This window comes from Mesorhizobium sp. M5C.F.Cr.IN.023.01.1.1 (assembly GCF_003997585.1).
Lineage (GTDB): Bacteria > Pseudomonadota > Alphaproteobacteria > Rhizobiales > Rhizobiaceae > Mesorhizobium > Mesorhizobium wenxiniae.
On sequence record NZ_RZSU01000049.1, the window covers coordinates 1 to 21,939 of the forward strand.

Consider the following 21,939-nt stretch of genomic DNA (forward strand, 5'->3'; position numbering starts at 1 on the left):
GTTGACCTCAATTCGCCGGCTGCGCAGCAGATGCGTGACCTCGCCAGGTTTGCCGGCGCGAAAGGCCTCGCTGTCGGCTTCCTGACGGATTTCAAATCCGAGCTGCTGAGTAATGGTGGCGACGTCGGCGAGGCGCTGGGCAACGCGATCCTCAACGCATTGACGACGTCGATGGACAAGCAGTTGAGTGACATCTTCGACCGGCTGGCGACATGGATCGCTGCCGCGCTGACCGGACAGAGACCCGGCGCGGGGGTGGGTGGAGGCGCTGGTTTTGTCGCCAACACGACGCTCTCCGCGTTCCTTGGTGCTGGGGGCACCGCCAGCAACGACAATTACGCGAAGGGCGCCGTGACACGCGCACCGCTGCCTAATCTGACGGGAATGGCCGGCTACATTCAGCAAGCGGCTATCGCGCGCGGGATTGATCCTGACACCGCACTTCGGGTCGCTCGTTCCGAGGGGCTCGCGCCCGGCGTATGGCAGAGCAACGCCATGAAGAACGGCATTCGCGAACCGTCCTACGGACCGTTCCAGCTTCTCAAGGGCGGCGCGGGGACCGGATACCCGGCCGGTTTGGGCAACGATTTCATGAGGCAGACAGGGCTTGACCCTGCCAACCCGGCCAATGCTCGTGCTGGTGTCGACTTCGCCTTGGACAACGCCGCCAAGAATGGCTGGGGTGCTTGGTATGGCGCCAAGGCGGCTGGCGTCGGCAACTGGCAGGGACTCTCAGGCGCCAACCCGATAGGTGTAGGGGCGGAAAAGGCCTCGGCCGCTCTCGACAAGATGTCTACGAACGCCATCACCGCCTCCCAGAACCTTGGCGGGCTCGGAACTTCGGTCACCAGCGCGGTTGATGCGCTCGCCGGAGGCCTTGGCGGCAAAGGTGGTCCGGCATCCATTCTCGACGGTCTGAAGCCAGGGAATTTTCAGGCCAACACGTCGCGGTCGGAGATCCTCGGCTATGCCGGGTCCGCGCCGGCATCGAGCGGCGGCGGTGGCGGCATCTTCTCGGCGCTGCTGAGCTTCATTCCAAAACTGTTCGGATTTGCCAACGGCACCGACTTCGCGCCTGGCGGTCTTGCCAGGATCAACGAAATGGGTGGCGAGATCATCGATCTGCCGCGCGGATCACGGGTCATCCCGCATGACGTCTCTATGCGGATGGCTGCCAACTCGAACCGGCCGTCTCAGCCCAGCAAGGTTGATTTCAACATCAACCTCGACGGCGCCAACGGCGATGATCATGTGCGGATGCTGGCGCGTCAGGGCGCACAGGAAGCGATCAGCCAGTACCACGAGGCGCAGTCTCGCGGCGGTTTTGGTGAACTACAGCGGCAATACGCTTCGCAGAAGGGCTAGAGCATGGGGCGCTATACCGGTTTGCCCACGCTCGATATCGACTTCATCAAAGCGTCGGAAATGTCGTTCGACAGCAAGGGCGGAGGACTCGAAGGCGGCCGCAATGGTCTCGGCGAGTCCGTCACGATCGAGACAACGGGTGGCGGTGTGTTCATCGCCAGCTATGAAAACTGCTTCGCTCAAAGACCGGAGGAGCACGAATACATCAATTGGGTAGCGGCCCGGATGAACGGGTCATTTCGGTTCATGAATGTGCCGGTGCGGTCGGACTGGATGGGGCCGTTCCCGCTGATCAACGGCGTGCCCAAGCCGATCATCGGCGGCATCCCGCACTCTGACGGCTCTCTGTTCTCGGACGATTCCGGCTACAGCCAGGCGACGGTGTTCGGAACCGTGGGGGCCAGTGCAGCCCTCAACGCCGGCCAGATGACGATCAACATCTTCGGGGCCAGTCGCCGGCTTCGGTGGTCAGACTGGTTTTCGATATTGCACACGGTCAAGGGCTGGCGCGTGTATCGATACTGGGAGACGTCCGATCCTGTTGATGTCACCGTCGACGTCGATGGCGTCAGCCATAGCGGATCGCAATATGTGATCTCGCTTGATCGGCCGCTTCGGGAAGCCGTCGTCGCGGGGACGCGCATCGAATTCGCCCGTCCGCGCTGTGTCGCCAAGTTCCCCGTCGGATTCACGCTGGCGTGGAAGGCGCGCGGCTTCATGCAGTCAAGCGTCAGCTTTCAATTCGTCGAGGCGTTCTGAAATGGCCTGGCAGGATACCTACGCCAGCCTGATCGGCTCCTATTCGGTCGACTACGTGCCGCAAGCCGTGCTCGACGCGATGGCGGGAAGCCATATCCTCGGCATCTTCTTTCGTCTGGAAACTGATCCAGGCCTTCACATCTGGGCAGGTGTGAACGACATCCCGGCAGGCTTCGACAGCATCGATCCTGACGGGACGGTCTATCTCGGCGGCGGCAGACTGCTCAACATCCCAACGCTCGAGGTGCTGGTCAACGGCCAGTCGAGCTCCGTCGAGTTCGGCATCGCCGGCATTGACCCATCCACCGCCCAGAAAGTGGTGGACACCATGCCGGATGTGCGCGGCAAGGACCTGAAGATCGGCTTCACCACGCTGGACCAGTATTACCAGCCGATGTCGAGCATTGTGGCGCTGTGGACCGGAACGGCCTCGCATCCAACGGAATCGTCTCCTCCGGTCACGGGCGGCGAAGACAAGAAGACAAATCTCAGCCTGGCCGTCGTCTCCGGCACCAACACCCGGTCTCGATCAGCACAGGTGACGTGGACCCCCGCGCATCAGAAGGCACTTTATCCGACAGATGAGTTCTGCTCGGGCATCGCTCGGCTCGGCCGGGGTGTTGCTCCGGCGTGGCCTGATTATTAGGAGTTGAAGGCGGTGACCGAAGCAATCAATTCGTCTTGCCCGCCTTTGGTGCCGGGCTCTGCTGATCAACCAAATCAGCGATCTCCCGAAGGATATCGGCTGTTGCGCGAGCTTGATTGGTCGAAAGTGCCAGTTGAAGGATGCCTTCGTCCGCTGTCGTTCGATCGGTGGGAGCCTTCTGATTTGAGAAAACCAAGCGCAGAGCAACGCCGCCGTGCTCAAGAGGAAGGCATCTCAACTTCGTCAGATGTGAAAGGTTGAACGAGCCATCGGCATTCTGAGCCCACTCTGTAATGTCGATCTCTGAAAGCTTCTTCACACCACTCTCCGATCGCTGTCGCTGGGACCCTATCCCGTTCATCAGAGAAATCCATGACCCTGGAAGAATACATCAGGCTGCCTCACCGGTGGCGCTGGGGAGGCATGGGCGGCGACGACTGCACGACCTTCTGCGCCGCCTGGGTATTCGAGGCCACAGGCAAGGATCCGGCCGCCGATTTGCGTGGGACCTACTTCACGGCTGAAGACGCTGACGCTGTTTTGCGGGCCTCTGGAGGCGTCGAGCGCCTGGTCGGGGCTAAGCTCGGCGCTCTGGGCTTCCAGCGCGCCCAGCAGCCTCAGGACGGCGACATAGGCATCGTTCGCGCCATGGCGGGCTTCGACGCCGACGGCGCATCAGTCAAAGACATCCCGGGCATCAAGTTCGGCCCGCTGTGGGCGGTGATGTCGGCGCGGGGACCAATGGTCAAAAAGCTCGATTGGACCGGCGTGGCATGGCGCATAGCGTGAGTTCGCTCGACGAGGTCCTGCGGGAGGCGTTGAACGGTCGCGCCGTCTCGTACAGCACTGGCATCGGTGCCTTCGAGACGACGACGACGCAGGAGTTCCTCGCCTCGGGATGGAATGGCGAGTATCAGTGGCCTGTTCACAGGGACCCGATCTTCACGCCTCTGTTCATAGCTGCCGGTCTCACCGGCAACATCTCGCTCTTTGGCGGCGCTGTCACGATCTCCTATGCGGCAATCGCCTCGGCCATCGTCACCACGGCCCTGACTGTGGGTCTGACCTACGCGATGGCGCCAAAGCCACCCAAGCCGGAGGACGGGCGCCAGCCGCTGACGCAGCCAATCCCGTATCGCTTCTGGGGAGTTGGCGTGGCAAGGCTGGCCGGCGCAATGATGCTGTGGGAATCGGTCGACGCCGACATGTACTCGGTGCAGGCGATCGTCGCGCACCGGATCAACGCCTATGTCGACTTCTACCTGAACGACGACAAGGTCACGCTGGAAGTGGGCGGTGGGGTCGAAGATCCTCTGCACTCCAATCGCTACGGCGCCAACAGGGTGCGCATCTTCTACAATCTAGGCCTCACTCCGGAGACCGCCTTCCCGGCTCTGGTGGATGAACTCAGCGCTCAAGGGATCTGGACGGCCAACCATCGCGGCGACGGCCAGGCCTCCGTCGCAATGGTCTGTGTCACGCCGGCGCAGGATAATTTCACCAAGGCGTTCCCCTATGGCAAGCCGGCCCTATCGGTGGTTGCCGAGCTATCGCTGTGCTGGGATTTTCGTGATCCTTTGCAGGATCCGGATGATCCTTCGACGTGGGTCTTCACCAAGAACCCGGCCATTCATCTCGCCTGGCACGAATGTTTCAACCCATTCGGGACGAAACGCGACTTCAAGAAGGCTATCCTGCCGGTGCTCGACATGTGGCAGGAGGAGGCCGACGTCTGCGACGAGCTCGTGCCGCGTGCTGCCGGCGGCACGGAAAAGCGTTACGAGTGTGGTGGCTTCGACACCACAGAGCACGACCCCAAGGCCGGAACAAACGCGATCCTCGCCACATGCGACGGCTGGATGTGCGAGCGTGGCGATGGTGCTCTGCTGTTCGTCGCCGGCAAGTTCCGCGAGAAGTACGTCGCGACGCTGACTGACGCCGACATCGTCGGCTACACCATTCAGCATGATGTGCTTCCGGAGGATGAGTGCAATCGGCTCGTCCCGAAGTTCACCTATCCGGCGACTGACTACACATCGACCGACACGGATTATTTCGAGGACGTTCCGGCCCAGCTCCAGGCTGGTCGAGTGCTGCCGCAGGACGGCAACTATCTGTGGGTCCAGCAGTGGCGACAGGCCAGGCGGCTCGCGAAGCGCGAGTTCGCTCGGATGCGCCAGAAGAAGCGCGGCTCGCTCGATGTCCGGTTTACCGGCGTCAACGCTGTCTACGCTCCTTGGGTCAGGCTTCAGACGCCCATAAGCATTCCATCTCTGAACGGAAAGCTCGTCAACAACCGCCGATCCGTGCTGTCCGTATCTCGCGGTGGCTTCCAGATGACCTTCGTCGTCATGCCGCCGGACATCGAGGCGTGGGACCCCGCGACGGATGAAGGTGCCGCACCGCCGGTTCCGCCGAAGCCCGTTTCGGAAGGCATTCCTGTCGCCCTCATCGACACGGTGGCTGCAGTCTCCGGCGGCGGATCAGTCTATGTCCGCGTCGTGCTGGTCGATCCGGACCGCGACGATCTCACCCCGGTCGTTCGCTATCGTGTCGCCGACACTGGCGGCGGCGTGCCTGGCACATGGGTGGAGCAGAAGTTCCCGGACGCCGAACCTGACGCCGGTCTGATCGTGCTGAACACCAACCCGGTTCCGACGAACACAGCGATCGAGGTCGAAGCCAACTACATCGGCTCGAACGGAACCTACGGCGATCTCTGGTCCGACACGGAAACGGTGGTCTCGACGGTCGATACGACGCCACCGGCGGCCGTCGAAAACGTCGTCGCCACCGGCGGTGTCGGGCAAGTCGCCCTAACCTGGGACAGCCCGAACTCCGGCAACTATTATGCCACCAACATCCGCCGCAATACCGTCAATGTCGAAGGCGGGGCGACGGTGGTTCGCACTGAATATGGCCCGGCATCATCGCCCGATGCCTGGACCGACACCGCTCTGGCGGCCGGCACCTACTATTACTGGCTCCGGTCGATGAATGCGTCGGCCGTCGAAAGCACCGCGAGCGTCGCGACTGGCGCCGTCGTCGTCACTTAAATCTCTCCAATCATCGGGATGTAACCATGGCGAATGAAATTCGCGATGCCTTCAATGAGGTATACGCTGACGGACCGTCTGGTTCCGCGTCGCAGCCGGACAAAAGCCAGATCAGGTCGCAGATTGGTGGCGGCATCCAGACCGCCGTCGACGGGCTGGATGCTCGCGTTGGCGCAGTGGAAGGCACTGTCGGCGGGATACCAGGGCAGATCGACGCTATCGAAGGACGCGTCGACATCGTCGAGACTCGCATGGACGATGTCGAAGACATTGTGCTGAGCGGCATAAAGCCGCCGATGCAGTCGGTTCGTCTGCTTGTAACCACCGCCACCGACCCCGCCACGATGACGGTCGGCTCCACGCTTGACGGCTTGGTGCTGGTGGCGAACGATCGGGTTGCGCGCGCAACGCCGGCCGGGGCGGCGACCGATGGCGTCTATGTTGTGCAGGCATCAGGGGCCGCGCTCCGCTCGGCAGACATGGACACGGCAGACGAACTGGCCGGTGCGCGCTTCGACGTCGATGCAGGCACGCATGCAGCCGAGACATGGGCGCTGCAGACGCTTGCGCCGATCACGGTGGGCACCACTTCTCTTTTGTTTGTAAAGACCACATCGGCTAATGCCACCACGGCGGAGGTACAAGCAGCGCGTGGAGGCGAACCGTCACTGAGTGATCGGCTGGATCTTCTCGCTAGCCGGTCTTCGGGGTTCGACGAGTATGGGGTTGCAGTCTACAAGTCGGACAACGTTGCCCTTGGCGGCTACTATGCGGAACGATCCGTCAGCGTCGCCGTCACCCTGTCGAAAATCTATGCCGAGGTCATCTCCGGCGAGGTCGGGGCATCCGTCGACTTCTACATGTCGATCAATGACGTGGTGGCGTATGGGCCAGTAACCGTTGTTCTGGGAACGCCCCTGAATGTCTCCGGCCTCTCGATCGCCGTGGGCGACGGCGATCAGATCGTGTTTTTCCTGACCTATGCAGCCGGCAACGTTAAAGAATTCTTCGCTAAAGCCTTTGGAGAAGTCGCATGAGCATCCTGCCCTTCATAAACAGAGAGGCACCCGAGGCGCTGGATGACGTGTTCTTCTCCAACGAAGGTCACACGTCTGCCTGGTACACGAGCACCCAGTACAACGCTCTCTATGACGCGGTCTCCAACAAGACCTTTGTGGCCTACGAGACCGTCTTTCTTGGATCGGTCAGGCTGTCTCGCGTCCGAGCCTACAATCACGCAACTAACCAGTGGGGACGTAGCTACAACGTCGGTCCGCGAAGCCTCGTGAGCGACGATGACCACGGTGTCCCAGGACTGGCGATGAACGCGGACGGCCGACTGGTCATCTCGTGGGGAAACCACAACGGGGACTTCTACACTGCGATCTCCACCAACCCGCGCGACGAAACCGCCTGGACCGCGGGGCCTGTTCTGGTGGGGGCCTATACCTATCCGCATCTTGTCCTCATGCCAGACAACAGCATGGTGTGCCTGCTTCGGAAGCAATACAACAACGGTGAAGGTGGCTTCACCATCGACAACAATGGCGTGCTGGTATACCGAATTCTGACGTTCGTCGGAGCGGTGATCACCGCTGGCGCCGAGGTCTACGTCGGCGATCTCGGCAACGACAGCCGGTGGTATCAGAGCACGGCAATACTCGGCGGCGATGGGCTGATCCATCAAGCCTGCAGTCGAGCCAATGCCTTCGATACCGAGCGCATGCACGTCTACTACTACAAGATCGACATTCCTAACCTCCGGCTGGTCTCCTTCGGCGGGGTCAATGCTCCGTTCCCGGTGACGCTTACGGACATGAATACGTCGTTCCGGATTTACACAACCGGGGCCGGGAACACGTCGAACACTCCGGCATTCTGCTTCGACGCTGCTGGTCGGTCCCACATCGCAACCCACGAAGGATTTCGCGATCCGGGAGGCGACCCGTATTTCCCATACGACGTGAAGCACATGGTCGGGGCGGCTGGCGTCTTCGCTCCCGCAGTGACGGTAGGAGTGACAGAATGTCGCTTCAACGCCGAAGGACTGGTCCCGATTGCTGGCGGCGGGGTCAGCCTGATGTGGCCGAAGAATAGGACTGGCGTGGACCAGCGCGGCGGCGACATCGTCTGCAGAAACCTGCTGGCTGGCGGTGCCTCTGCTGACTTCGGCGCCGAAACGACCCTGATGGAACAGGGACCGGGAAGAGCTGGCATGGACAGCACCGTGGCTGCGAAGGATGGCCACGCCAACCTCCGCGCGCTTTGGTACGAGCGAGCCCCGAACGCCCTGAGAAGTTCGGCGTTCGATCAGCGTTGTTACGCCTGGGGGGACCGGGGTATGCGTCCGGGACGAGTTCGTTCATTCGTCGTCCCGAAAGCCCTGACGGGAGACGGGTTCTGCATCGACCTATCCGACACGGCGAGTATCTTCTCTGACGCTGGCATCACGCGCGCTGTGGCCGGCAATATCGTAAAGCAGGTGAATGACAAGTTCGGAACGGGAAACATTCTTTCCAACGCGGCTGTGACCGGGCCATTCCTCGATAAAGTGGGAAACCAGTATGGCCTGAAATTCGATATGGCCGGCGGCGGCTCGCGCTATCTCACAGGCGCATCGAAGGCTTGGGCTGCCGGCGGGTTTATGACAACTGCCGTTTTCCGTCCCTATTCGACGGTCGATGCTTCTCGCTCCGTTTTGAGCCTAGACCAAGGGGCTGGCAACCCGCGAGTTGCCACGCCAATTAACATCAATGGCCAGACGCCGAGAGCCATTGCCTTTCACCTCACCACACAGACGACGCTTACTGGCGGCCTGACCGACACTCTATATGGGCAGGACTATGTCGTTCAGGCCTATACCATCGGCACAACATTGTTCCTTTATGTCAATGGCGTTCTCGTGGCTTCGGGTCCGATCACAGGTGGCGCCGTGAATGCAACGGCCGTTCTCATGCGCCTGGGTGCCAGTGCAGCAGCCGTGCCTGCTTCTTTCTTTAACGGTCTGCTGACGGGTCTGATCCACCGCGTAGGCGAGCAGACTACGCAGATGCGCGATGATGACTACGCTTGGGCGTTGGCGCAAATGCCGAGCTGAGGCCGTCGATCACAAATGCTCGGGCAAATATGCCTTGATCAAGGGGGCGAGCCGTCGAGCGTAAGGCGTCGCAAGATGGTTCGCATCGCGATAAACTAGCATTCCATCTTTCATCCCTGGGCATGACTGATCGCAAAAGGTGTTGGTCATATCGGCGAAACTGACGCCGCTCGATTGCGCGACATTTCGTTCAAGAGCAGTCAGCCGCTCGTCTATCGCTGCCGAGCGCGTCACCATGCAGGTATCGGATGATAATCCACGCCATGCGCTTCTTTCGACGCATGTGGCCAAATCAACGCTCGGGGTCGGGGTATCGCGGAGCAAAAGCACCGGCCCGCTTGACGCCAAAACTTGGAGCGATTTCGTGAGGCCGGTTTCCCACTCGTCATAGGACACGGCATACTCTCCCAAACCGCTCCTAGGGCCTTTGATATAGCCATTGGAAAATTGGGAGACGACGATCAGTGCCGGATTGAGCTTGGCGATTTCTTCAATTGATCGCCGCCGCCATTCGGCGCATTCCGGGCTCCATCGCCGTAGCCGTTTGCTGTAGATCGGGATATCGGAAACGGAGCACGACGCCTTCAGATAGGTGACAAGTTTCCATCCTTCTCGGGTGGCGAGTTCACTCAGAGGAGTTGACCATTGATCGGCATGGGAATCGCCGATCAGCACCACGGTTTTAGATGAAGTTTCCTGTCCGAACACACATGGCATCGGCTCGGCGTCGGTGAAGTTGATCAGGCACTTTCGATCGCTCCCGGCCGGCATTTCTGTCGCCTGGGCAAGTATTTTGGCTTGCGCAGGTTCTGCGGCGAAGTGCCGAGCCATGAGAAACGCAACTCCGCCGGACCCAGCGGTGACAAAGGTCAAAAGCGCCCCGAGCGCGACGGACCGAACGGCCCGCGCCCCAAGCCACGGGTTGTTGCGCACCGGATCTTCGACAAGCCTGAAACTAGCATAGGATGCCGCCAGTGTGATCGCGCAACAGGCCAGAATGACGGCAGGGCCACGCTCAGGGTAAAGGATGGTCGCGAACACGATCACGGGCCAGTGCCAAAGATAGATCGAGTAGGAGAGTTTGCCGACCCATTGGAGGGCGGGAAACGTTAACAGGGACCGGAGACCACGCGACGGGCTCACGCCGCTGAGGAGGATCAATGCGGTTGCTGAGGCCGGCAACGCCGCGATTGAACCGGGGAAAACTATCCCCTCATGGAAGGTCAGCAGGCAGGTCGCAAGTACCGCCGCACCGATCCATCCTAGTGGGACTGACGATCTGGACAGGGCCGCCCATTTCGAGACAATGGGCAACGTGGCGAGTGCTCCAAGCCCGAACTCCCAAGCCCGAGCCGGCGAAGAGTAGAAGGCGAAAGGCTGACGATACCAGGTCAGCCAGACGCACAGGGCCACGGACAGGACGCAGAGTGCCGCGAGCCATACAGGACGAGGCAGTTTTAGATAGCGGCTCGCGACCAGCAGAAGGCCGGGCCAGACCACATAAAACTGTTCCTCGACCGCGAGCGACCACGTGTGAAGGAAAGGGTTGAGCCCGCTTCCTTTCGCGAAATAGTCGTCCCTGAGCAGCATGAAGTAGAGATTGCTCGAATAGACGCCGGACGCGAAAGCACCCTTCGCCATGAACTTCTGTTCGATCGGGGCAAGGATCAGCGTCCCAGCGGCGAGAGTGCAGGCGATCATGAGAAGAGAGGCTGGCAGCAGACGACGAGCGCGCCGACCATAGAACCGCATCAGATCGATTGAGCCCGTCCGGTCCATTTCGCTCAACAAGATTCTGGTAATCAGGTAGCCTGAGATCACGAAGAAAACATCGACCCCGATAAATCCGCCGGGGAGTGGCAACCCAAAATGGAAGGCAACAACAGACAGCACCGCGACGGCCCGCAAACCCTCGATGTCGGGTCGATAGGTTTCGACGCGCTGAACCGCGCTTCCTGTTCTAATGTGCATGAAACTCCCCCCTCGGGCGTGGTGCGGTCGGTCCGCAAGGTCCTTCTTCCCTGGGAGCTCGGCATATCACTGCTGACAAGGTGGCGGAACTCGTGGCGACGTTCTAATCTAAAGTTTCGCTATTGCGACTTAGACGCCACAAATATCTTCTCGCCACGAGTCAGCGCGTGTTTGTGGACATAAGGTTCAACTGCGGTGTACTCGCTCAACGAAAAACCGGCGTCGGTAATCCGGGAGCGGATATCCGAGCCAAAATAGCGCACATGATCGGCCTGCCCATAGTGCAGCGCTCGGTCGCGTGGAGTGGAAATCGCACTGTTCTCGTATGTTTCTGACCACCCTTCGATAACCGGGGTCATGAGGAGAGCGATTCCTGCGGGCCGAAGGATCCGATTGATTTCTCTCAGCGCCTTCCGGTCGTCCACATGCTCAAGAACATGCGAGCATATGACAAGATCGAAGGACTTGTCAGGCATTTCGATGGCTTCGATGTTCAGGACAACTTCACCTAGTGATGGGTCCAGATCGGTTGTCAGATACTTCGAAACCATCGGCTTGACGAAGCGAGTCACTGCCGGCTCTGGTGCGAAGTGCAGCACAGACTTGGACGCCATCAGATCCTTGTTTTCATCGAACCACATCTTAATGAGGCGATGACGCTCTAGTGACTGGCATTGCGCACACCGAGCGTCGAGCCGGAAGGGGAAACCAAAGGTCTTAAAGTGTCCGACGTACCCACAAATATTGCACTCTCGCACTTGCGAGCGCTGCTTTATAAGCCGCGCATTAACCATCGCCTCCCGGAAAATTGTCGCCCGCTCCTGAAGCGCGGTCGGCATTGCCTTGTAGGCGGACATCAGTAGTCTACGAGGCATCGCTAAAAACCCTCCGGTTAACTTGGTTTGGCTCCTTCTCTCGCAATTCCAGCCTCGCGACAAGAGGTTAATCCGACGGAGCGGAAAGGAACGACAGAGGATTTCGTTTAATCACTTTCCGGCTTTTGTTTGCTCGCCAACCAGATGATGTACATCGATCCAATCTTGAGCACTGGCACGCGGCGATCACGCTCGCGGGTTCGTAACTCGCGATAGGTCTTCACCTTCAGTGTGCCTCCCGGCAATTTGATCCGCAGCGCCATTGGGTAAGTTCCTATTGTGCAGTGCAGTATAAGCGCGTCCCTTGCGGCACAGTCAACGGCGTTTTGCAAGCCACGCGAACTCGCTGGTCCGGCCTGCCGCGGCGCGGCGTCTAGGCCGCCCGGATGGCGTCGACCAGCGCGACAACCGCGCCACGGGCCAGGTGGATGCCATCCTCGGTCACGTCGTTCGAGCCGCGAATTGCGACGTAGGGGTCGATAAAAGAAACGCCCCTTCTGAGACACGCCTGGCGTGTCGCATCGTTGATGGCGCTGGCCACAGAAGCCGATCTGAAGGCCGTTTTCTTTTCTTCGATCGGCGGGATCGCGAAGACGATGGATTCTGCGCCGATGCTCCGAAACAAAGAGCAAATTGCCATTGTCTTTTCGGCGACTTTGACCGGGTCGGCGCCTGTCTTGCTGTCGTTTGTTCCTACCTGAATCACAGCCTTTGCCGGCGGATTTGCTTTCAGGGCCGACCACACGACGGAAGATGCAATGGAAGCATAGACGTTGGCTGCGGTCGCGCCGCCAAACCCAGCATTTACTACTTTGAGACCTTCAAGTGGGTGCGGCGGTACAAGTTCGAAGAGCGAGTCTCCGACAAGCATGAGGCTGTCGGGACCTATCCACCGCAGATGCGCCGCGATCGCAGCCGTCCGAACGGTCCAGTGATCTGACCACGGAGCAGCATTCCTCGGAATAACGCGCGCCTTCCATATGGAAAGGATGCCCCTGAACCTGATGAGCCCCATTTGCCCAAGTACCCTCCAAAGTTGCGCTCTCCATAGCCGATTACATTGGGCGCGGCTAGATCACGCGAATTTACAAATCGAAACAAAACAACTGCCCGCGAGGGCTGAAAGGAATTGTCATGGACAAAACGTTCAAGGGGGCAGCGAAGCGCATCGCCGATCGCGACATCTCGCGCATCGGCGCGATGATCGGCGTCGGCGAAGACGAGATGCACGCATTCATGGACGTCGAGGCGGCCGGATCCGGCTTCGACCGCGCCGGCCGGCCTAAGCTGCTGTTCGAGCCGCATGTGTTTTATCGCAACCTGGCCGGCGCCAATCGAACCGCCGCGGTCAAGGCCGGGCTTGCTTACGCCAAGTGGGGCGCAAAACCCTATCTGAAAGACAGCTATCCGCGTCTGGCCGCGGCCATGGCGATCGACGAGACGGCGGCGCTCAAATCGGCTTCGTGGGGCCTGACACAGATCCTGGGCGAAAACTTCAAGGCCGCTGGCTTTGCGACCGTGCAGGCGATGGTACAGGCCTTCATGGCGGATGAGGCGGCACACCTCGAGGCAGCGGTCCGGTTCATCAAGGCCAACAAGCTCGACGACGAGCTGCGCGACCACAATTGGGCCGGCTTCGCCAGGGGCTACAACGGACCCGGCTACAAAAAGAACCGCTATGACAGCAAGCTTGCCAGCGCCTATGCCAAGTGGCGGAAGATCAGGGATACGCCGCCAGCCGAGCCGGTGCAGAAGCCCACGGCAGCCGAGCCATCCGTCGACAAGGAAACAATCGAGCGGGTCCAGCAGCAGCTCAAGAGTCTCGGCTACACCGAGGTCGGCGGCGTCGACGGCAGGATCGGCACGCTGACGGCGACCGCAATCCGCGCCTTCCGGGCCGAGAACGGCTTGCCGGAAGGCGACGGCATTGACGATGCGTTGCTCTTGGCGCTGCAGAAGGCCAAGCCGCGCGTACTGGCGCCGGCACGCAGCGAGGCGCCGCCCGAGATCGTGCGCGAAAAGGTGCCGGAGGTCCGCACCAATTGGCTGACCAAGGTAGGCGCCTTCTTCACCGGAATTTTCGCGCTGATCGGCAGCTTCTTCGATGGCATCCTCGGCAACCTCGACGAGGCCTCCGGCGTCATGCAGCCGGTCAAGGATGCCGCCGGCGACGTGCCGGGCTGGATGTGGATGCTGGCGATCGCCGTCGTCGCCGGCGGGCTGTTCCTGATTGCCCGCCACGGCGAGACCAAGGGCGTCGAGGCGTTCAAGACTGGAGCGCGGCGATGAGCGAGTTCAAGATATCGTGGTGGGAGCCGACCGATCGCGAGCTCCAGTGGCTTCGCCGGTATGCGTCGAGCGACATTCACAAATGCTCGGCTACCGGCGGCTATTGCAACGCCAAGTTCGACCTTGGCGAAGCCGACATCCTTTATCGAAAGCCGCCGGCAAGCGACCCTCGTTGGCCGAAGGCCTGCGATGCCTGCGGAAGGTCCTTCGGTGACGAGGATCCGCACCAACTCTTTGGCAAGCAAATCTATATCTGCCAGGCGACAGGCGAACGCTCTACGCTAGACAAGGCGCCCGTCGGCGCTTGCTGGGATGCATGGTGGATTTCGGAGCGTCGCAAGGATGGTCCCGCCGCCAGCGGCTATCTGGTTGGCCCTGATCATCGGTCGCTTGTGGTGAAGTTGCCGGGCAATCACGACTGGCACATCGACAGCCGCGCCAGCAACTGCACGAAGCCGGATGACAACGAGCATTCCTGCTGGGTCCGTCACGGTCGCCCGGAAGATGGCACGCTGCATGTCGACAAGGACGGGAACACCTGTTCGGCAGGCGCGGGCTCGATTGCAGTTCCCGGCTTTCACGGCTTCCTGCATCACGGCGTTCTGAGGTCCTGCTGATGCTGGAGCTCCTCGCCGTTGCACTCAGGAACTGGAAACTAATCGCGCTCGGCACGCTGATCTCGGCGGTGCCGGTCGCCTATCTCGTCGGCCACGGCCGTGGCGACGATGCCGGCTACGACCGTCGCGTCGCTGAAACCGCCGCGGCCGATCTCAAAGCAGAACTCGAAAGGAAGGGCGACAATGCGAAGCTCCGTGGCATGTCCGATTATGATCTTTGTGTTTCTGGCCTGCGCGGGAGCGGCATGCCAGTCGACGCCTGCGAGCAGCTGCGCGGGGTTCCAGTCGAACAGCCTTAGCCCGGCCGGGACGGTGGCGCTGATCGGCGCCGACCGGCCCGGCTATGAGCGCGTGATCGGCAACGATCGGAACGGCCAGCGCCGCAAGTGCTGGAACTAGCAGGGCATGGGCGGGGAACCGATGACGGAAAATGGTGACGATCGAAAGCTGCCGCGCAGGCTCCTCGACCTCGACCCGGAGACGGTAGGATGGTTGGACCGGCTGACTACGGAAGAACGAACGGCGCTGATCTGGGCGGGAAAACTGCCAAGATACAAGCGCGAACGCCTCGACCTGTTTCTCGCCCTGGAGCAGGAGAAATTCCAGGCCGGCTTCAAGATCGTCGAGCTGTGGACGAAGACGGCGTGGGTCGCCAAGACGGCGACAAAGCTGCTGCTGTTCGTGGCCGGCACGCTGGTGGCGCTCAACCAGGTCATGGCCTATTTCGGCGCCTCCGGAGGCAAGCAATGATCCTGAGGCGGTCATGGAACGCCTTATGGCGCAAGGTCGACGTGCCGGTGGCCACGGTGTTCATCACGGCCGCTCTCGCCGGCGTCGGCCTTGCCGTGCTGGTTTCATCGGCGCTGGACAGAGACCCGCCAATCGCGTTCGAGCAGGCGACGGTCCTGACGCCGGAGGTTCCGCAGGGCGGTGTGCTCGATATCCAATACACCGTCGTCCAGAGCCGGCAATGTGCTGCCACGGTCGAGCGCTTCGTGACCGATTCCGAAGGGACCATTCATGTACCCTCGACCTATACGGTCGGCCGGCGCGCGCTGATCGATGCCTATCCGCCCGAAGGCCGCGAGAGCTACCAGCGCTCGGTGACCGTTCCGCTGGCCGCCGCGGTCGGCAAGGCGCGCTACGATGCCCGCTTCTCCTATGTCTGCAACCTCTGGCAAAAGCTGACGGCGCCGCTCGTCGTTCGCGCCCCGCCGGTGGAATTCATAATCACGCCGGCACCGGCACCGCTTGAGCCGCTGACGCCAGAGCAGCCGGCTGGCTGATCCCCTTCAGGGCCGAACTCGCCCGCACCAACTGCCGGTTGGTAGACGCGCAGCGGGCGGCACGCGTAGGATTTCTCACACACCGGGCACACTACCCCCGTCCCACCCCTCGTGCCTGGTGAAACGACTGATCGCCCGCCGTGCCGCAAGGTGCGGCGGGCTTTTTTGCGTTCGCTCAGATAGCTTGCTGCGCATTTCTAAGCTATGGGTCCAGGGATGGATGAGCTTAGCCGTAAACGACCGACGATATTTATCGAAGGGTTGCCCGAGTCCGAGCATGAGATCGCAAGGACATTTTCGCGCCAGCTCTCGGCTCTGCCGCAATTTGTAGACCGCTTCAGGCCAGCGTTGTCGCTGTTCGACTGTTGCGACGCAAAAATAGTGGAACTTCGTGCGCACCGCGATCAAATGAGATCTGAGAACCCAGATCCAGAGGATGACAGGTATGGCCCTGAGTTCTTCGCCGACTCCAAGATCTTCGTCGAATGGATGAACATCGCGGCACGAGATGGCGCTCTCACGATCGGGGATTTGTTGGAGCTCCTTGAGGAGACCCGCACAACAATCAACAAATTCCCCACGGTGTTGGCCCAGATTCAAGGTAGCGGAATCGACGGAGTCTTCGATTTTTTCGACAGCAAATTTCCTGGCGCCAAGCTTATCCGGAATGCTTTCGCTCATCCCTCAACCCTCAGCAACACCCCTGCTGAAATGAGGAGAAACATGCACACAGGCGGAAGCTCCAGGCTTGTTGCAGTTCCCTCGGGCGAGGCATCGTACATGATTTCCGGTATTAGCGGACGAGTTGTGACGGTGACTAAAAACGGCCAGATCCTGGAGTTCGAGATGTCGCAAGAGACGTTCGACACGCTGGCGGCCATCCTGCTCAAGTTCTATCAAGCTCTGGGCCCGGCGGAGACGGAGACGCGCCGGCTTTGGGATGAGTGGCGCGGGTCATTGATCTCGTAAAACAACATTCGAGTGTACCCGCCTCGACTCGCGTCCGGGGCGGCATTTTTGCGTTCTGGGAACCGAAACGTTCAAAGTTTATTGAATCGGGTCTGTTGCGTTGGAGTTTGCATGAGCGGGGCGAGGCTGAAGTTCATCAAGCCGCAAGAGCCGGTGCTGGTCGAAACCCCGCCAGTGAGTGACGACTGGCTCCACGAGATCAAATACGACGGGTTCCGCACGCAACTCATTCTCGATTGGGCCGGCGCTCGGGCACTCACCCGCACCGGCATCGACTGGTCAAAGCGTTACTGGCCGATCGTCGCCGCGGCCGAAAAGCTGAAGGCCACGTCTTTCGTCCTCGACGGCGAGGTGATCGCGCCGGACCCTGACGGCCGGCCGAATTTTCACGAAATGCACTCGCGCATGGCATGGAACGCCGAACTGCTGGCCTTCGTCGCTTTCGACATCATGCACCTCGATGGCAAGGATTTGCGCTCCCTACCGGCGATCGAGCGCAAGGCGATTTTATGGGATCTGGTCAAGCCGGCCGAAGGCATCATCCAGTATAGCCAGCACTTCGAGGGCAGCGGTGCAGAGTTCTTCAAAGCCGTCGAGAAGATGGGCCTGGAGGGCATGGTTTCCAAGCGCCAAGGCAGCCCGTATCGCAGCGGCAAGGCCGAGTCCTGGGTGAAGGCCAAATGCTGGGAGATCGGCGATTTCGAACTGCTCGGCATCAAGCGGGAGCGGGGCAAGGAAACCAAGGCGATCATGGCGCGGGATGGCCGCTACGCAGGCTCTGCGACCATCGCGCTGCCGAAGGGTGTCCGGGAGCGGCTTTGGCAGCGCGTTCAGAAGGGCAGGGCTCCGGCCGGCCTTCCAACTGCTGTTGCCGATGGCGAGGTCGAGTGGGTGGAGCGCGGCATCATCGGCCGGGTGAAGTTTCTTCGCGGCGAACCGAAGCTTCGGCATGCCTCGCTTCAGGATTTCAGGGACGAGGATTGAGGGCAAGGCAGGCCCGCGGTATATCGACCGGATGGCGAAAGGCTGGACACCGCAATCATTGATCGACGGCAAGATGCGGCTCATCGCGTTCTGCCACAATCCAAAATGCCACCACAATCAGGCGCTCGACCTGGAGGCGATCAAGGCCAAGCTCGGTCCGGACGCGCCAGCGATGTCGGATGACCTCATTCCAAAGCTGAAATGCGCCAGGTGCGGCGGCAAGCAGGTCGGTCTGACCTACACTCCCGACTACGACGAGATGAAACGCGTGGACGTGAATGCTTATCGAAAGGCGAGGGAAGGGCGCTGACTGCGCCCTGATAACACTTCAGCTTGCGGCGTGACGATGCCGAGTAGCGCCAGGGATCGCCGCCAAGGATCTTTTAAGGTTTCCAATTCTAGGCGGAACGTTGCGGAAACCGATCTTGGAAACCGGCCATCCAAGCGACTGAATTTGTTACCTATCGTAGGAACCGCTTGTTAACTCAGTTTCGCTCATAGTTTTTCCAAATTCTATTGCCGGCCGGGGAGATTGCCGATTGTCGCGCATCGCGCAACCTTTTGACAGCAGGCAATGGAGCCTTATTGCTTCGGCCAGCGCCCAGGCTGCGGTCAAGGTCGCGATCGTGCTGGTCGCCTTGCCGCTTGCCGCCTGCGGTGCCGGCGGCTTCAGTTTGGAGCAGGCGGAGGTCGACCGTACGATCCTGACCAGCAGCACGCCTGCTGCTGCCTCAGCGATCGATCAGGATCGCGCCTCGGACCAGGCGACGATCCGCAACGCGGTGTCTTCCGCCGACATCCAGGAACTTGGCGGGCAGGCCGTTCCCTGGGCGAATTCCGATACCGGTTCGCGCGGCTCGATCACCGAACTGGCGGAGTCCAGGGACAACGGCCAGCTTTGCCGCCGCTTCACCGCGTCGCGCGAAAGCTTCGACGGCGTCGCCCTGTTCAAGGGCGAGGTGTGCCTGGCCGGCGCGGGCGCCTGGCGGATGCAGGACTTCAAAGCGCTCTGATTTTCCGCCATCATATGACCGCGCGCCACTGGAATTTCTTCCTATGCGAGCGCATATAGATGGCAATCGTGGACTCACTCCTTCTCCAGGGCAGGAAGCATGCGCGACCCCTATGAGGTGCTGGGCGTTGCCAAGAACGCATCGGCCAAGGACATAAAATCGGCGTACCGCAAACTCGCCAAGGAGTATCATCCGGACCAGAATCCGGATCCCAAGGCGAAGGAGCGGTTTGCCGCGGCCAATCAGGCTTACGAGATCGTCGGCGACGAGAAGAACCGTGCGGCTTTCGACCGCGGCGAGATCGACGCCGACGGCAAGCCGCGTTTCCAGGGCTTCGAGGGTGCCGCGGGCGGCGCCGATCCGTTCGCCGGCTTCCGTCGGCAGCAAGGACCGGGCGGCTCGCGCTTCGAGTTTCGCTCAAGCCGTCCGGGCGGCGACCCGTTCGACGGCAACAGCGACATTTTCAGCCAGATTTTCGGCGAGACCTTCTCTCGCGGTGCCGGTACGGGCACCGGCCGGCAGGCGCCGTCCGGCGCCGACCTGAACGTGACGCTCGACGTCACCATCGAGGAAGCGGCGACCGCGGAGAAGGTGACGGCGATGTTCCCCGACGGACGCAAGGTCGCCGTCAAGCTGCCAGCCTATGTCGAGGACGGCCAGACCATCCGGCTGAAGGGCCAGGGCGAGCAAGGGCCGGGACAGCCGGGCGACGCGCTGGTCAAAATCCGCTTCCGGCGGCATCCGCGCTATCGTATCGAAGGCCGCGACCTCCATGCCGACCTGCCGGTTGCACTGGCGGATGCCGTGCTGGGCGCCAAGGTGGCGGTCGAAACGCCGACCGGCAGGCTTGCGGTCAATGTTCCCGCCTGGTCGAGCTCGGACAAGGTCCTGCGGCTGAAGGGCAGGGGCCTGCCGGAAAAAGTCGGCGGTCACGGCGATCTTTACGCGCATGTGCGGCTGATGCTGCCCGAAGGTGGCGACAGCGATCTCGAAGCGCTGATGCGCAACCGGAAACGCTAGCGCATGACCCCCTAAAATCGAAGGCCGGCGTCGCAAAAAAGGGAATCGATTTTCGGAAAAGATCATGCGCAAGGTTAGGTGCTACGGCGTCCTTTGTGCGTCCAAAGGGACGCGCAGCGCTGTGGAGCGATGCTTTTGTCCCCTGAACTGTTCCGTGTTGAGCGCTTGAAGGGGCTCTGTGCCTGTGCGATAGCCACTCCACAAAGCAGAAGATATTGCGGAGAGTGCTCACATGGCGGGTGGACAAGGCATTATGGCCGGCAAGCGCGGGCTTGTGCTTGGCGTCGCGAACAATCGGTCGATCGCCTATGGCATAGCCAAGGCCTGCGTCGACCACGGCGCCGAGATCGCGCTGACCTATCAGGGCGAGGCGTTCAAGAAGCGCGTCGAGCCGCTGGCGGCGGAACTCAACGCCCATGTCGCCGGCCATTGCGACGTGACCGATCCCGCAACGCTGGATGCGGTGTTCGACGACATCGCCAAGCATTGGGGCAAGCTCGATTTCCTCGTCCACGCCATCGCCTTTTCCGACAAGGACGAACTGACAGGCCGCTATGTCGAGACGACGCGCGACAATTTCCTGCGCACCATGGACATTTCCGTGTATTCCTTCACCACTATCGCCAAGCGCGCCGAGGCGCTGATGCGCGAGGGCGGCTCGCTGCTGACGCTGACCTATTATGGCGCGGAAAAGGTGATGCCGCACTACAACGTAATGGGCGTCGCCAAGGCGGCGCTCGAAGCCAGCGTGCGCTATCTGGCCGTCGACCTTGGCGCCAGGAAGATCCGCGTCAACGCCATCTCGGCCGGGCCGATCAAGACGCTTGCGGCCTCCGGCATCGGCGATTTCCGCTACATCCTGAAGTGGAACGAATACAATTCGCCGCTGAAGCAGACGGTCACTCAGGAGGAAGTCGGCGATTCAGCCGTCTATTTCCTGTCCAACCTTTCACGCGGCGTCACCGGCGAGATCCACCATGTCGATTCCGGTTACCATGTCGTCGGCATGAAGGCAGTCGACGCACCTGATATTTCGACCGTCAAGGAATAGACCCGCCTCGAATATACTCTCCCGCCTCCAGCCTGCTCTCGACCGCTCTCCGGATGACCTAATGTTTCCGCTCGTCTACATCGCGCGCCATGGCCAGACGGTGTGGAACGCCGAGTCCCGGCTGCAAGGACAGGCCGACACCGATCTCAACCCGCTCGGCCGCGAGCAGGCGACCCGCAATGGCCATCTGCTGGCCGAATTCGTTCATAACCCCGAAGATTTCGATTTTGTCGCCAGCCCGATGCGGCGAACGCGTGAGACCATGGAACGCATTCGCATGGCGATGGGGCTCGATCCCCAAGCTTACCGCACGGATCCGCGCCTTGTGGAAATGAGTTTCGGCGACTGGCAGGGTTTCACCTTTCCCGAACTCGAGGCCCGGCATCTGGGCTCGCGCAGGGAGAGGGGCTTCGACAAATGGAATTTCCTGCCGCCCGGGCAGGGCGCCGAAAGCTATCAAATGCTGCTCGAACGGGTAAAGCCGTGGTTCGACGCGCTGGACCGCCAGACGGTCTGCGTGACCCATGGCGGCGTCGTGCGCGCCCTGTTCCGCATGGTGCTGGGAATGCCCGAGAAAGAAGCCGCAAACCTGAATGTGCCGCAGGATCGCTTGCTCAGACTGGAGGGACGACGCCTGGAGTGGCTCTAAGGGTCGAAACCCAATCACTCTGAACGACCGTGTTCAGCTTCTCCGACATTGAGTGCCACTCGAGACGACGCAAAGTTGACCCGAAGCAGCCATTACCAAGTCAGAACGCCCTCTCAAAGGCCGCCATTCCGGAGAAGCGGGCGGCGGTTGGCGGCCAGTCCCCGTACGGCCTCTCCCAGGCGGATGCGGTCCCGCTCTGCTTTCAAATCAGGGCCGCCAGGCAAGCTCCACTTCCTGCACATGCTCAAGCGGATTGTCGGACGCTCGGTTGCTCGGTCGCTTCATGTCTGTT

23 protein-coding genes and 1 pseudogene are annotated in these 21,939 nt (G+C 61.0%); 19 read left to right on the top strand and 5 right to left on the bottom strand.

Annotated elements, in window-relative coordinates; translation table 11 throughout:
• From EOA78_RS36045 to EOA78_RS19690, 3 genes and pseudogenes are all read left to right on the top strand, one after another.
• Nucleotides 1-1,365, top strand: a pseudogene (locus EOA78_RS36045) (phage tail tape measure protein); the annotation flags it as partial.
• Between the two features lie 3 nt (nucleotides 1,366-1,368).
• Complete coding sequence (locus EOA78_RS19685) at nucleotides 1,369-2,124, top strand: hypothetical protein (protein WP_127316573.1); 756 nt, start codon at nucleotides 1,369-1,371, stop codon at nucleotides 2,122-2,124.
• Nucleotide 2,125: 1 nt separating this feature from the next.
• The gene (locus tag EOA78_RS19690; RefSeq protein ID WP_127316574.1) at nucleotides 2,126-2,770 is read left to right on the top strand and encodes a hypothetical protein; all 645 of its coding nucleotides are present in this window, start codon (nucleotides 2,126-2,128) and stop codon (nucleotides 2,768-2,770) included.
• Between the two features lie 25 nt (nucleotides 2,771-2,795).
• Here the strand turns inward: EOA78_RS19690 and EOA78_RS19695 are convergent, their stop codons facing one another.
• Nucleotides 2,796-3,089, bottom strand: coding sequence for a hypothetical protein (locus EOA78_RS19695; protein ID WP_127316575.1), 294 nt, complete (start codon nucleotides 3,087-3,089; stop codon nucleotides 2,796-2,798).
• 53 nt (nucleotides 3,090-3,142) lie between these two features.
• On the opposite strand from EOA78_RS19695, the gene EOA78_RS19700 reads away from it, so the two are divergent.
• Genes EOA78_RS19700 through EOA78_RS19715 form a run of 4 tightly spaced genes read left to right on the top strand, consistent with a single transcriptional unit; the run spans nucleotide 3,143 to nucleotide 8,923 of the window.
• Nucleotides 3,143-3,559 (top strand): hypothetical protein, encoded by a 417-nt coding sequence (locus EOA78_RS19700; RefSeq protein ID WP_127316576.1) that lies wholly within the window; start codon nucleotides 3,143-3,145, stop codon nucleotides 3,557-3,559.
• Nucleotides 3,544-5,826: a hypothetical protein gene (locus tag EOA78_RS19705; RefSeq protein WP_127316577.1), complete on the top strand. Its 2,283-nt coding sequence runs from the start codon at nucleotides 3,544-3,546 to the stop codon at nucleotides 5,824-5,826. The genes EOA78_RS19700 and EOA78_RS19705 overlap by 16 nt, the downstream gene beginning before the upstream one ends.
• A 26-nt stretch (nucleotides 5,827-5,852) precedes the next feature.
• On the top strand, nucleotides 5,853-6,863 hold the full coding sequence (locus tag EOA78_RS19710; protein ID WP_127316578.1) for a hypothetical protein: 1,011 nt from the start codon (nucleotides 5,853-5,855) through the stop codon (nucleotides 6,861-6,863).
• Nucleotides 6,860-8,923: a BNR-4 repeat-containing protein gene (locus EOA78_RS19715; protein WP_127316579.1), complete on the top strand. Its 2,064-nt coding sequence runs from the start codon at nucleotides 6,860-6,862 to the stop codon at nucleotides 8,921-8,923. The genes EOA78_RS19710 and EOA78_RS19715 overlap by 4 nt, the downstream gene beginning before the upstream one ends.
• A gap of 9 nt (nucleotides 8,924-8,932) precedes the next feature.
• On the opposite strand, the gene EOA78_RS19720 is transcribed toward EOA78_RS19715, so the two are convergent.
• The 4 genes from EOA78_RS19720 to EOA78_RS19730 all read right to left on the bottom strand — a co-directional run bounded on the left by EOA78_RS19720 (nucleotide 8,933) and on the right by EOA78_RS19730 (nucleotide 12,640).
• Nucleotides 8,933-10,894 (bottom strand): acyltransferase family protein, encoded by a 1,962-nt coding sequence (locus EOA78_RS19720; protein ID WP_127316580.1) that lies wholly within the window; start codon nucleotides 10,892-10,894, stop codon nucleotides 8,933-8,935.
• Between the two features lie 119 nt (nucleotides 10,895-11,013).
• The gene (locus EOA78_RS19725) at nucleotides 11,014-11,751 is read right to left on the bottom strand and encodes a class I SAM-dependent methyltransferase (protein ID WP_164783833.1); all 738 of its coding nucleotides are present in this window, start codon (nucleotides 11,749-11,751) and stop codon (nucleotides 11,014-11,016) included.
• A gap of 125 nt (nucleotides 11,752-11,876) precedes the next feature.
• Nucleotides 11,877-12,032, bottom strand: coding sequence for a hypothetical protein (locus tag EOA78_RS36050; RefSeq protein WP_164783834.1), 156 nt, complete (start codon nucleotides 12,030-12,032; stop codon nucleotides 11,877-11,879).
• A 110-nt stretch (nucleotides 12,033-12,142) separates the two neighbouring features.
• Entirely contained in the window at nucleotides 12,143-12,640 is a 498-nt protein-coding gene (locus EOA78_RS19730) for a GDSL-type esterase/lipase family protein (RefSeq protein WP_164783835.1), read from the bottom strand.
• A gap of 263 nt (nucleotides 12,641-12,903) precedes the next feature.
• Here EOA78_RS19730 and EOA78_RS36055 point away from each other — a divergent pair, with 263 nt between their 5' ends.
• The 12 genes from EOA78_RS36055 to EOA78_RS19790 all read left to right on the top strand — a co-directional run bounded on the left by EOA78_RS36055 (nucleotide 12,904) and on the right by EOA78_RS19790 (nucleotide 21,647).
• Complete coding sequence (locus EOA78_RS36055) at nucleotides 12,904-14,058, top strand: N-acetylmuramidase domain-containing protein (RefSeq protein WP_128204259.1); 1,155 nt, start codon at nucleotides 12,904-12,906, stop codon at nucleotides 14,056-14,058.
• On the top strand, nucleotides 14,055-14,675 hold the full coding sequence (locus EOA78_RS19740; RefSeq protein ID WP_127316583.1) for a hypothetical protein: 621 nt from the start codon (nucleotides 14,055-14,057) through the stop codon (nucleotides 14,673-14,675). Before EOA78_RS36055 ends, EOA78_RS19740 begins: the two co-directional genes overlap by 4 nt.
• A complete protein-coding gene (locus EOA78_RS19745; protein ID WP_127316584.1) occupies nucleotides 14,675-14,974 on the top strand; it encodes a hypothetical protein in 300 nt (99 codons plus the stop codon). Before EOA78_RS19740 ends, EOA78_RS19745 begins: the two co-directional genes overlap by 1 nt.
• Nucleotides 14,975-15,095: 121 nt before the next feature.
• Nucleotides 15,096-15,425 (top strand): hypothetical protein, encoded by a 330-nt coding sequence (locus tag EOA78_RS19750; RefSeq protein ID WP_065007686.1) that lies wholly within the window; start codon nucleotides 15,096-15,098, stop codon nucleotides 15,423-15,425.
• Complete coding sequence (locus tag EOA78_RS19755; RefSeq protein ID WP_127316585.1) at nucleotides 15,422-15,961, top strand: hypothetical protein; 540 nt, start codon at nucleotides 15,422-15,424, stop codon at nucleotides 15,959-15,961. Before EOA78_RS19750 ends, EOA78_RS19755 begins: the two co-directional genes overlap by 4 nt.
• A gap of 216 nt (nucleotides 15,962-16,177) precedes the next feature.
• Nucleotides 16,178-16,930, top strand: coding sequence for a hypothetical protein (locus EOA78_RS19760; RefSeq protein ID WP_127316586.1), 753 nt, complete (start codon nucleotides 16,178-16,180; stop codon nucleotides 16,928-16,930).
• A gap of 111 nt (nucleotides 16,931-17,041) precedes the next feature.
• A complete protein-coding gene (locus EOA78_RS19765; protein ID WP_127316587.1) occupies nucleotides 17,042-17,914 on the top strand; it encodes an RNA ligase family protein in 873 nt (290 codons plus the stop codon).
• 31 nt (nucleotides 17,915-17,945) lie between these two features.
• Nucleotides 17,946-18,224, top strand: a complete 279-nt coding sequence (locus EOA78_RS19770) for a hypothetical protein (protein ID WP_127316588.1) — start codon at nucleotides 17,946-17,948, stop codon at nucleotides 18,222-18,224.
• Between the two features lie 229 nt (nucleotides 18,225-18,453).
• Nucleotides 18,454-18,927, top strand: a complete 474-nt coding sequence (locus EOA78_RS19775; RefSeq protein WP_127316589.1) for an RT0821/Lpp0805 family surface protein — start codon at nucleotides 18,454-18,456, stop codon at nucleotides 18,925-18,927.
• A gap of 99 nt (nucleotides 18,928-19,026) precedes the next feature.
• Nucleotides 19,027-19,947: a DnaJ C-terminal domain-containing protein gene (locus tag EOA78_RS19780; RefSeq protein WP_127316590.1), complete on the top strand. Its 921-nt coding sequence runs from the start codon at nucleotides 19,027-19,029 to the stop codon at nucleotides 19,945-19,947.
• 232 nt (nucleotides 19,948-20,179) lie between these two features.
• Complete coding sequence (gene fabI, locus EOA78_RS19785) at nucleotides 20,180-20,998, top strand: enoyl-ACP reductase FabI (RefSeq protein ID WP_127316591.1); 819 nt, start codon at nucleotides 20,180-20,182, stop codon at nucleotides 20,996-20,998.
• Between the two features lie 61 nt (nucleotides 20,999-21,059).
• Nucleotides 21,060-21,647, top strand: a complete 588-nt coding sequence (locus tag EOA78_RS19790) for a histidine phosphatase family protein (protein WP_127316592.1) — start codon at nucleotides 21,060-21,062, stop codon at nucleotides 21,645-21,647.
• Nucleotides 21,648-21,939 lie beyond the last annotated feature (292 nt).

What these genes read in the sequence shown, in the direction of transcription:
- EOA78_RS19685 (WP_127316573.1), top strand. Translation starts at nt 1,369, where the DNA reads ATGGGGCGCTATACCGGTTTGCCCACGCTCGATATCGACTTCATCAAA.
- EOA78_RS19690 (WP_127316574.1), top strand. Translation starts at nt 2,126, where the DNA reads ATGGCCTGGCAGGATACCTACGCCAGCCTGATCGGCTCCTATTCGGTC.
- EOA78_RS19700 (WP_127316576.1), top strand. Translation starts at nt 3,143, where the DNA reads ATGACCCTGGAAGAATACATCAGGCTGCCTCACCGGTGGCGCTGGGGA.
- EOA78_RS19705 (WP_127316577.1), top strand. Translation starts at nt 3,544, where the DNA reads ATGGCGCATAGCGTGAGTTCGCTCGACGAGGTCCTGCGGGAGGCGTTG.
- EOA78_RS19710 (WP_127316578.1), top strand. Translation starts at nt 5,853, where the DNA reads ATGGCGAATGAAATTCGCGATGCCTTCAATGAGGTATACGCTGACGGA.
- EOA78_RS19715 (WP_127316579.1), top strand. Translation starts at nt 6,860, where the DNA reads ATGAGCATCCTGCCCTTCATAAACAGAGAGGCACCCGAGGCGCTGGAT.
- EOA78_RS19720 (WP_127316580.1), bottom strand. Translation starts at nt 10,894, where the DNA reads ATGCACATTAGAACAGGAAGCGCGGTTCAGCGCGTCGAAACCTATCGA.
- EOA78_RS19725 (WP_164783833.1), bottom strand. Translation starts at nt 11,751, where the DNA reads ATGTCCGCCTACAAGGCAATGCCGACCGCGCTTCAGGAGCGGGCGACA.
- EOA78_RS36050 (WP_164783834.1), bottom strand. Translation starts at nt 12,032, where the DNA reads ATGGCGCTGCGGATCAAATTGCCGGGAGGCACACTGAAGGTGAAGACC.
- EOA78_RS19730 (WP_164783835.1), bottom strand. Translation starts at nt 12,640, where the DNA reads ATGCTTGTCGGAGACTCGCTCTTCGAACTTGTACCGCCGCACCCACTT.
- EOA78_RS36055 (WP_128204259.1), top strand. Translation starts at nt 12,904, where the DNA reads ATGGACAAAACGTTCAAGGGGGCAGCGAAGCGCATCGCCGATCGCGAC.
- EOA78_RS19740 (WP_127316583.1), top strand. Translation starts at nt 14,055, where the DNA reads ATGAGCGAGTTCAAGATATCGTGGTGGGAGCCGACCGATCGCGAGCTC.
- EOA78_RS19745 (WP_127316584.1), top strand. Translation starts at nt 14,675, where the DNA reads ATGCTGGAGCTCCTCGCCGTTGCACTCAGGAACTGGAAACTAATCGCG.
- EOA78_RS19750 (WP_065007686.1), top strand. Translation starts at nt 15,096, where the DNA reads ATGACGGAAAATGGTGACGATCGAAAGCTGCCGCGCAGGCTCCTCGAC.
- EOA78_RS19755 (WP_127316585.1), top strand. Translation starts at nt 15,422, where the DNA reads ATGATCCTGAGGCGGTCATGGAACGCCTTATGGCGCAAGGTCGACGTG.
- EOA78_RS19760 (WP_127316586.1), top strand. Translation starts at nt 16,178, where the DNA reads ATGGATGAGCTTAGCCGTAAACGACCGACGATATTTATCGAAGGGTTG.
- EOA78_RS19765 (WP_127316587.1), top strand. Translation starts at nt 17,042, where the DNA reads ATGAGCGGGGCGAGGCTGAAGTTCATCAAGCCGCAAGAGCCGGTGCTG.
- EOA78_RS19770 (WP_127316588.1), top strand. Translation starts at nt 17,946, where the DNA reads ATGGCGAAAGGCTGGACACCGCAATCATTGATCGACGGCAAGATGCGG.
- EOA78_RS19780 (WP_127316590.1), top strand. Translation starts at nt 19,027, where the DNA reads ATGCGCGACCCCTATGAGGTGCTGGGCGTTGCCAAGAACGCATCGGCC.
- fabI (WP_127316591.1), top strand. Translation starts at nt 20,180, where the DNA reads ATGGCGGGTGGACAAGGCATTATGGCCGGCAAGCGCGGGCTTGTGCTT.
- EOA78_RS19790 (WP_127316592.1), top strand. Translation starts at nt 21,060, where the DNA reads ATGTTTCCGCTCGTCTACATCGCGCGCCATGGCCAGACGGTGTGGAAC.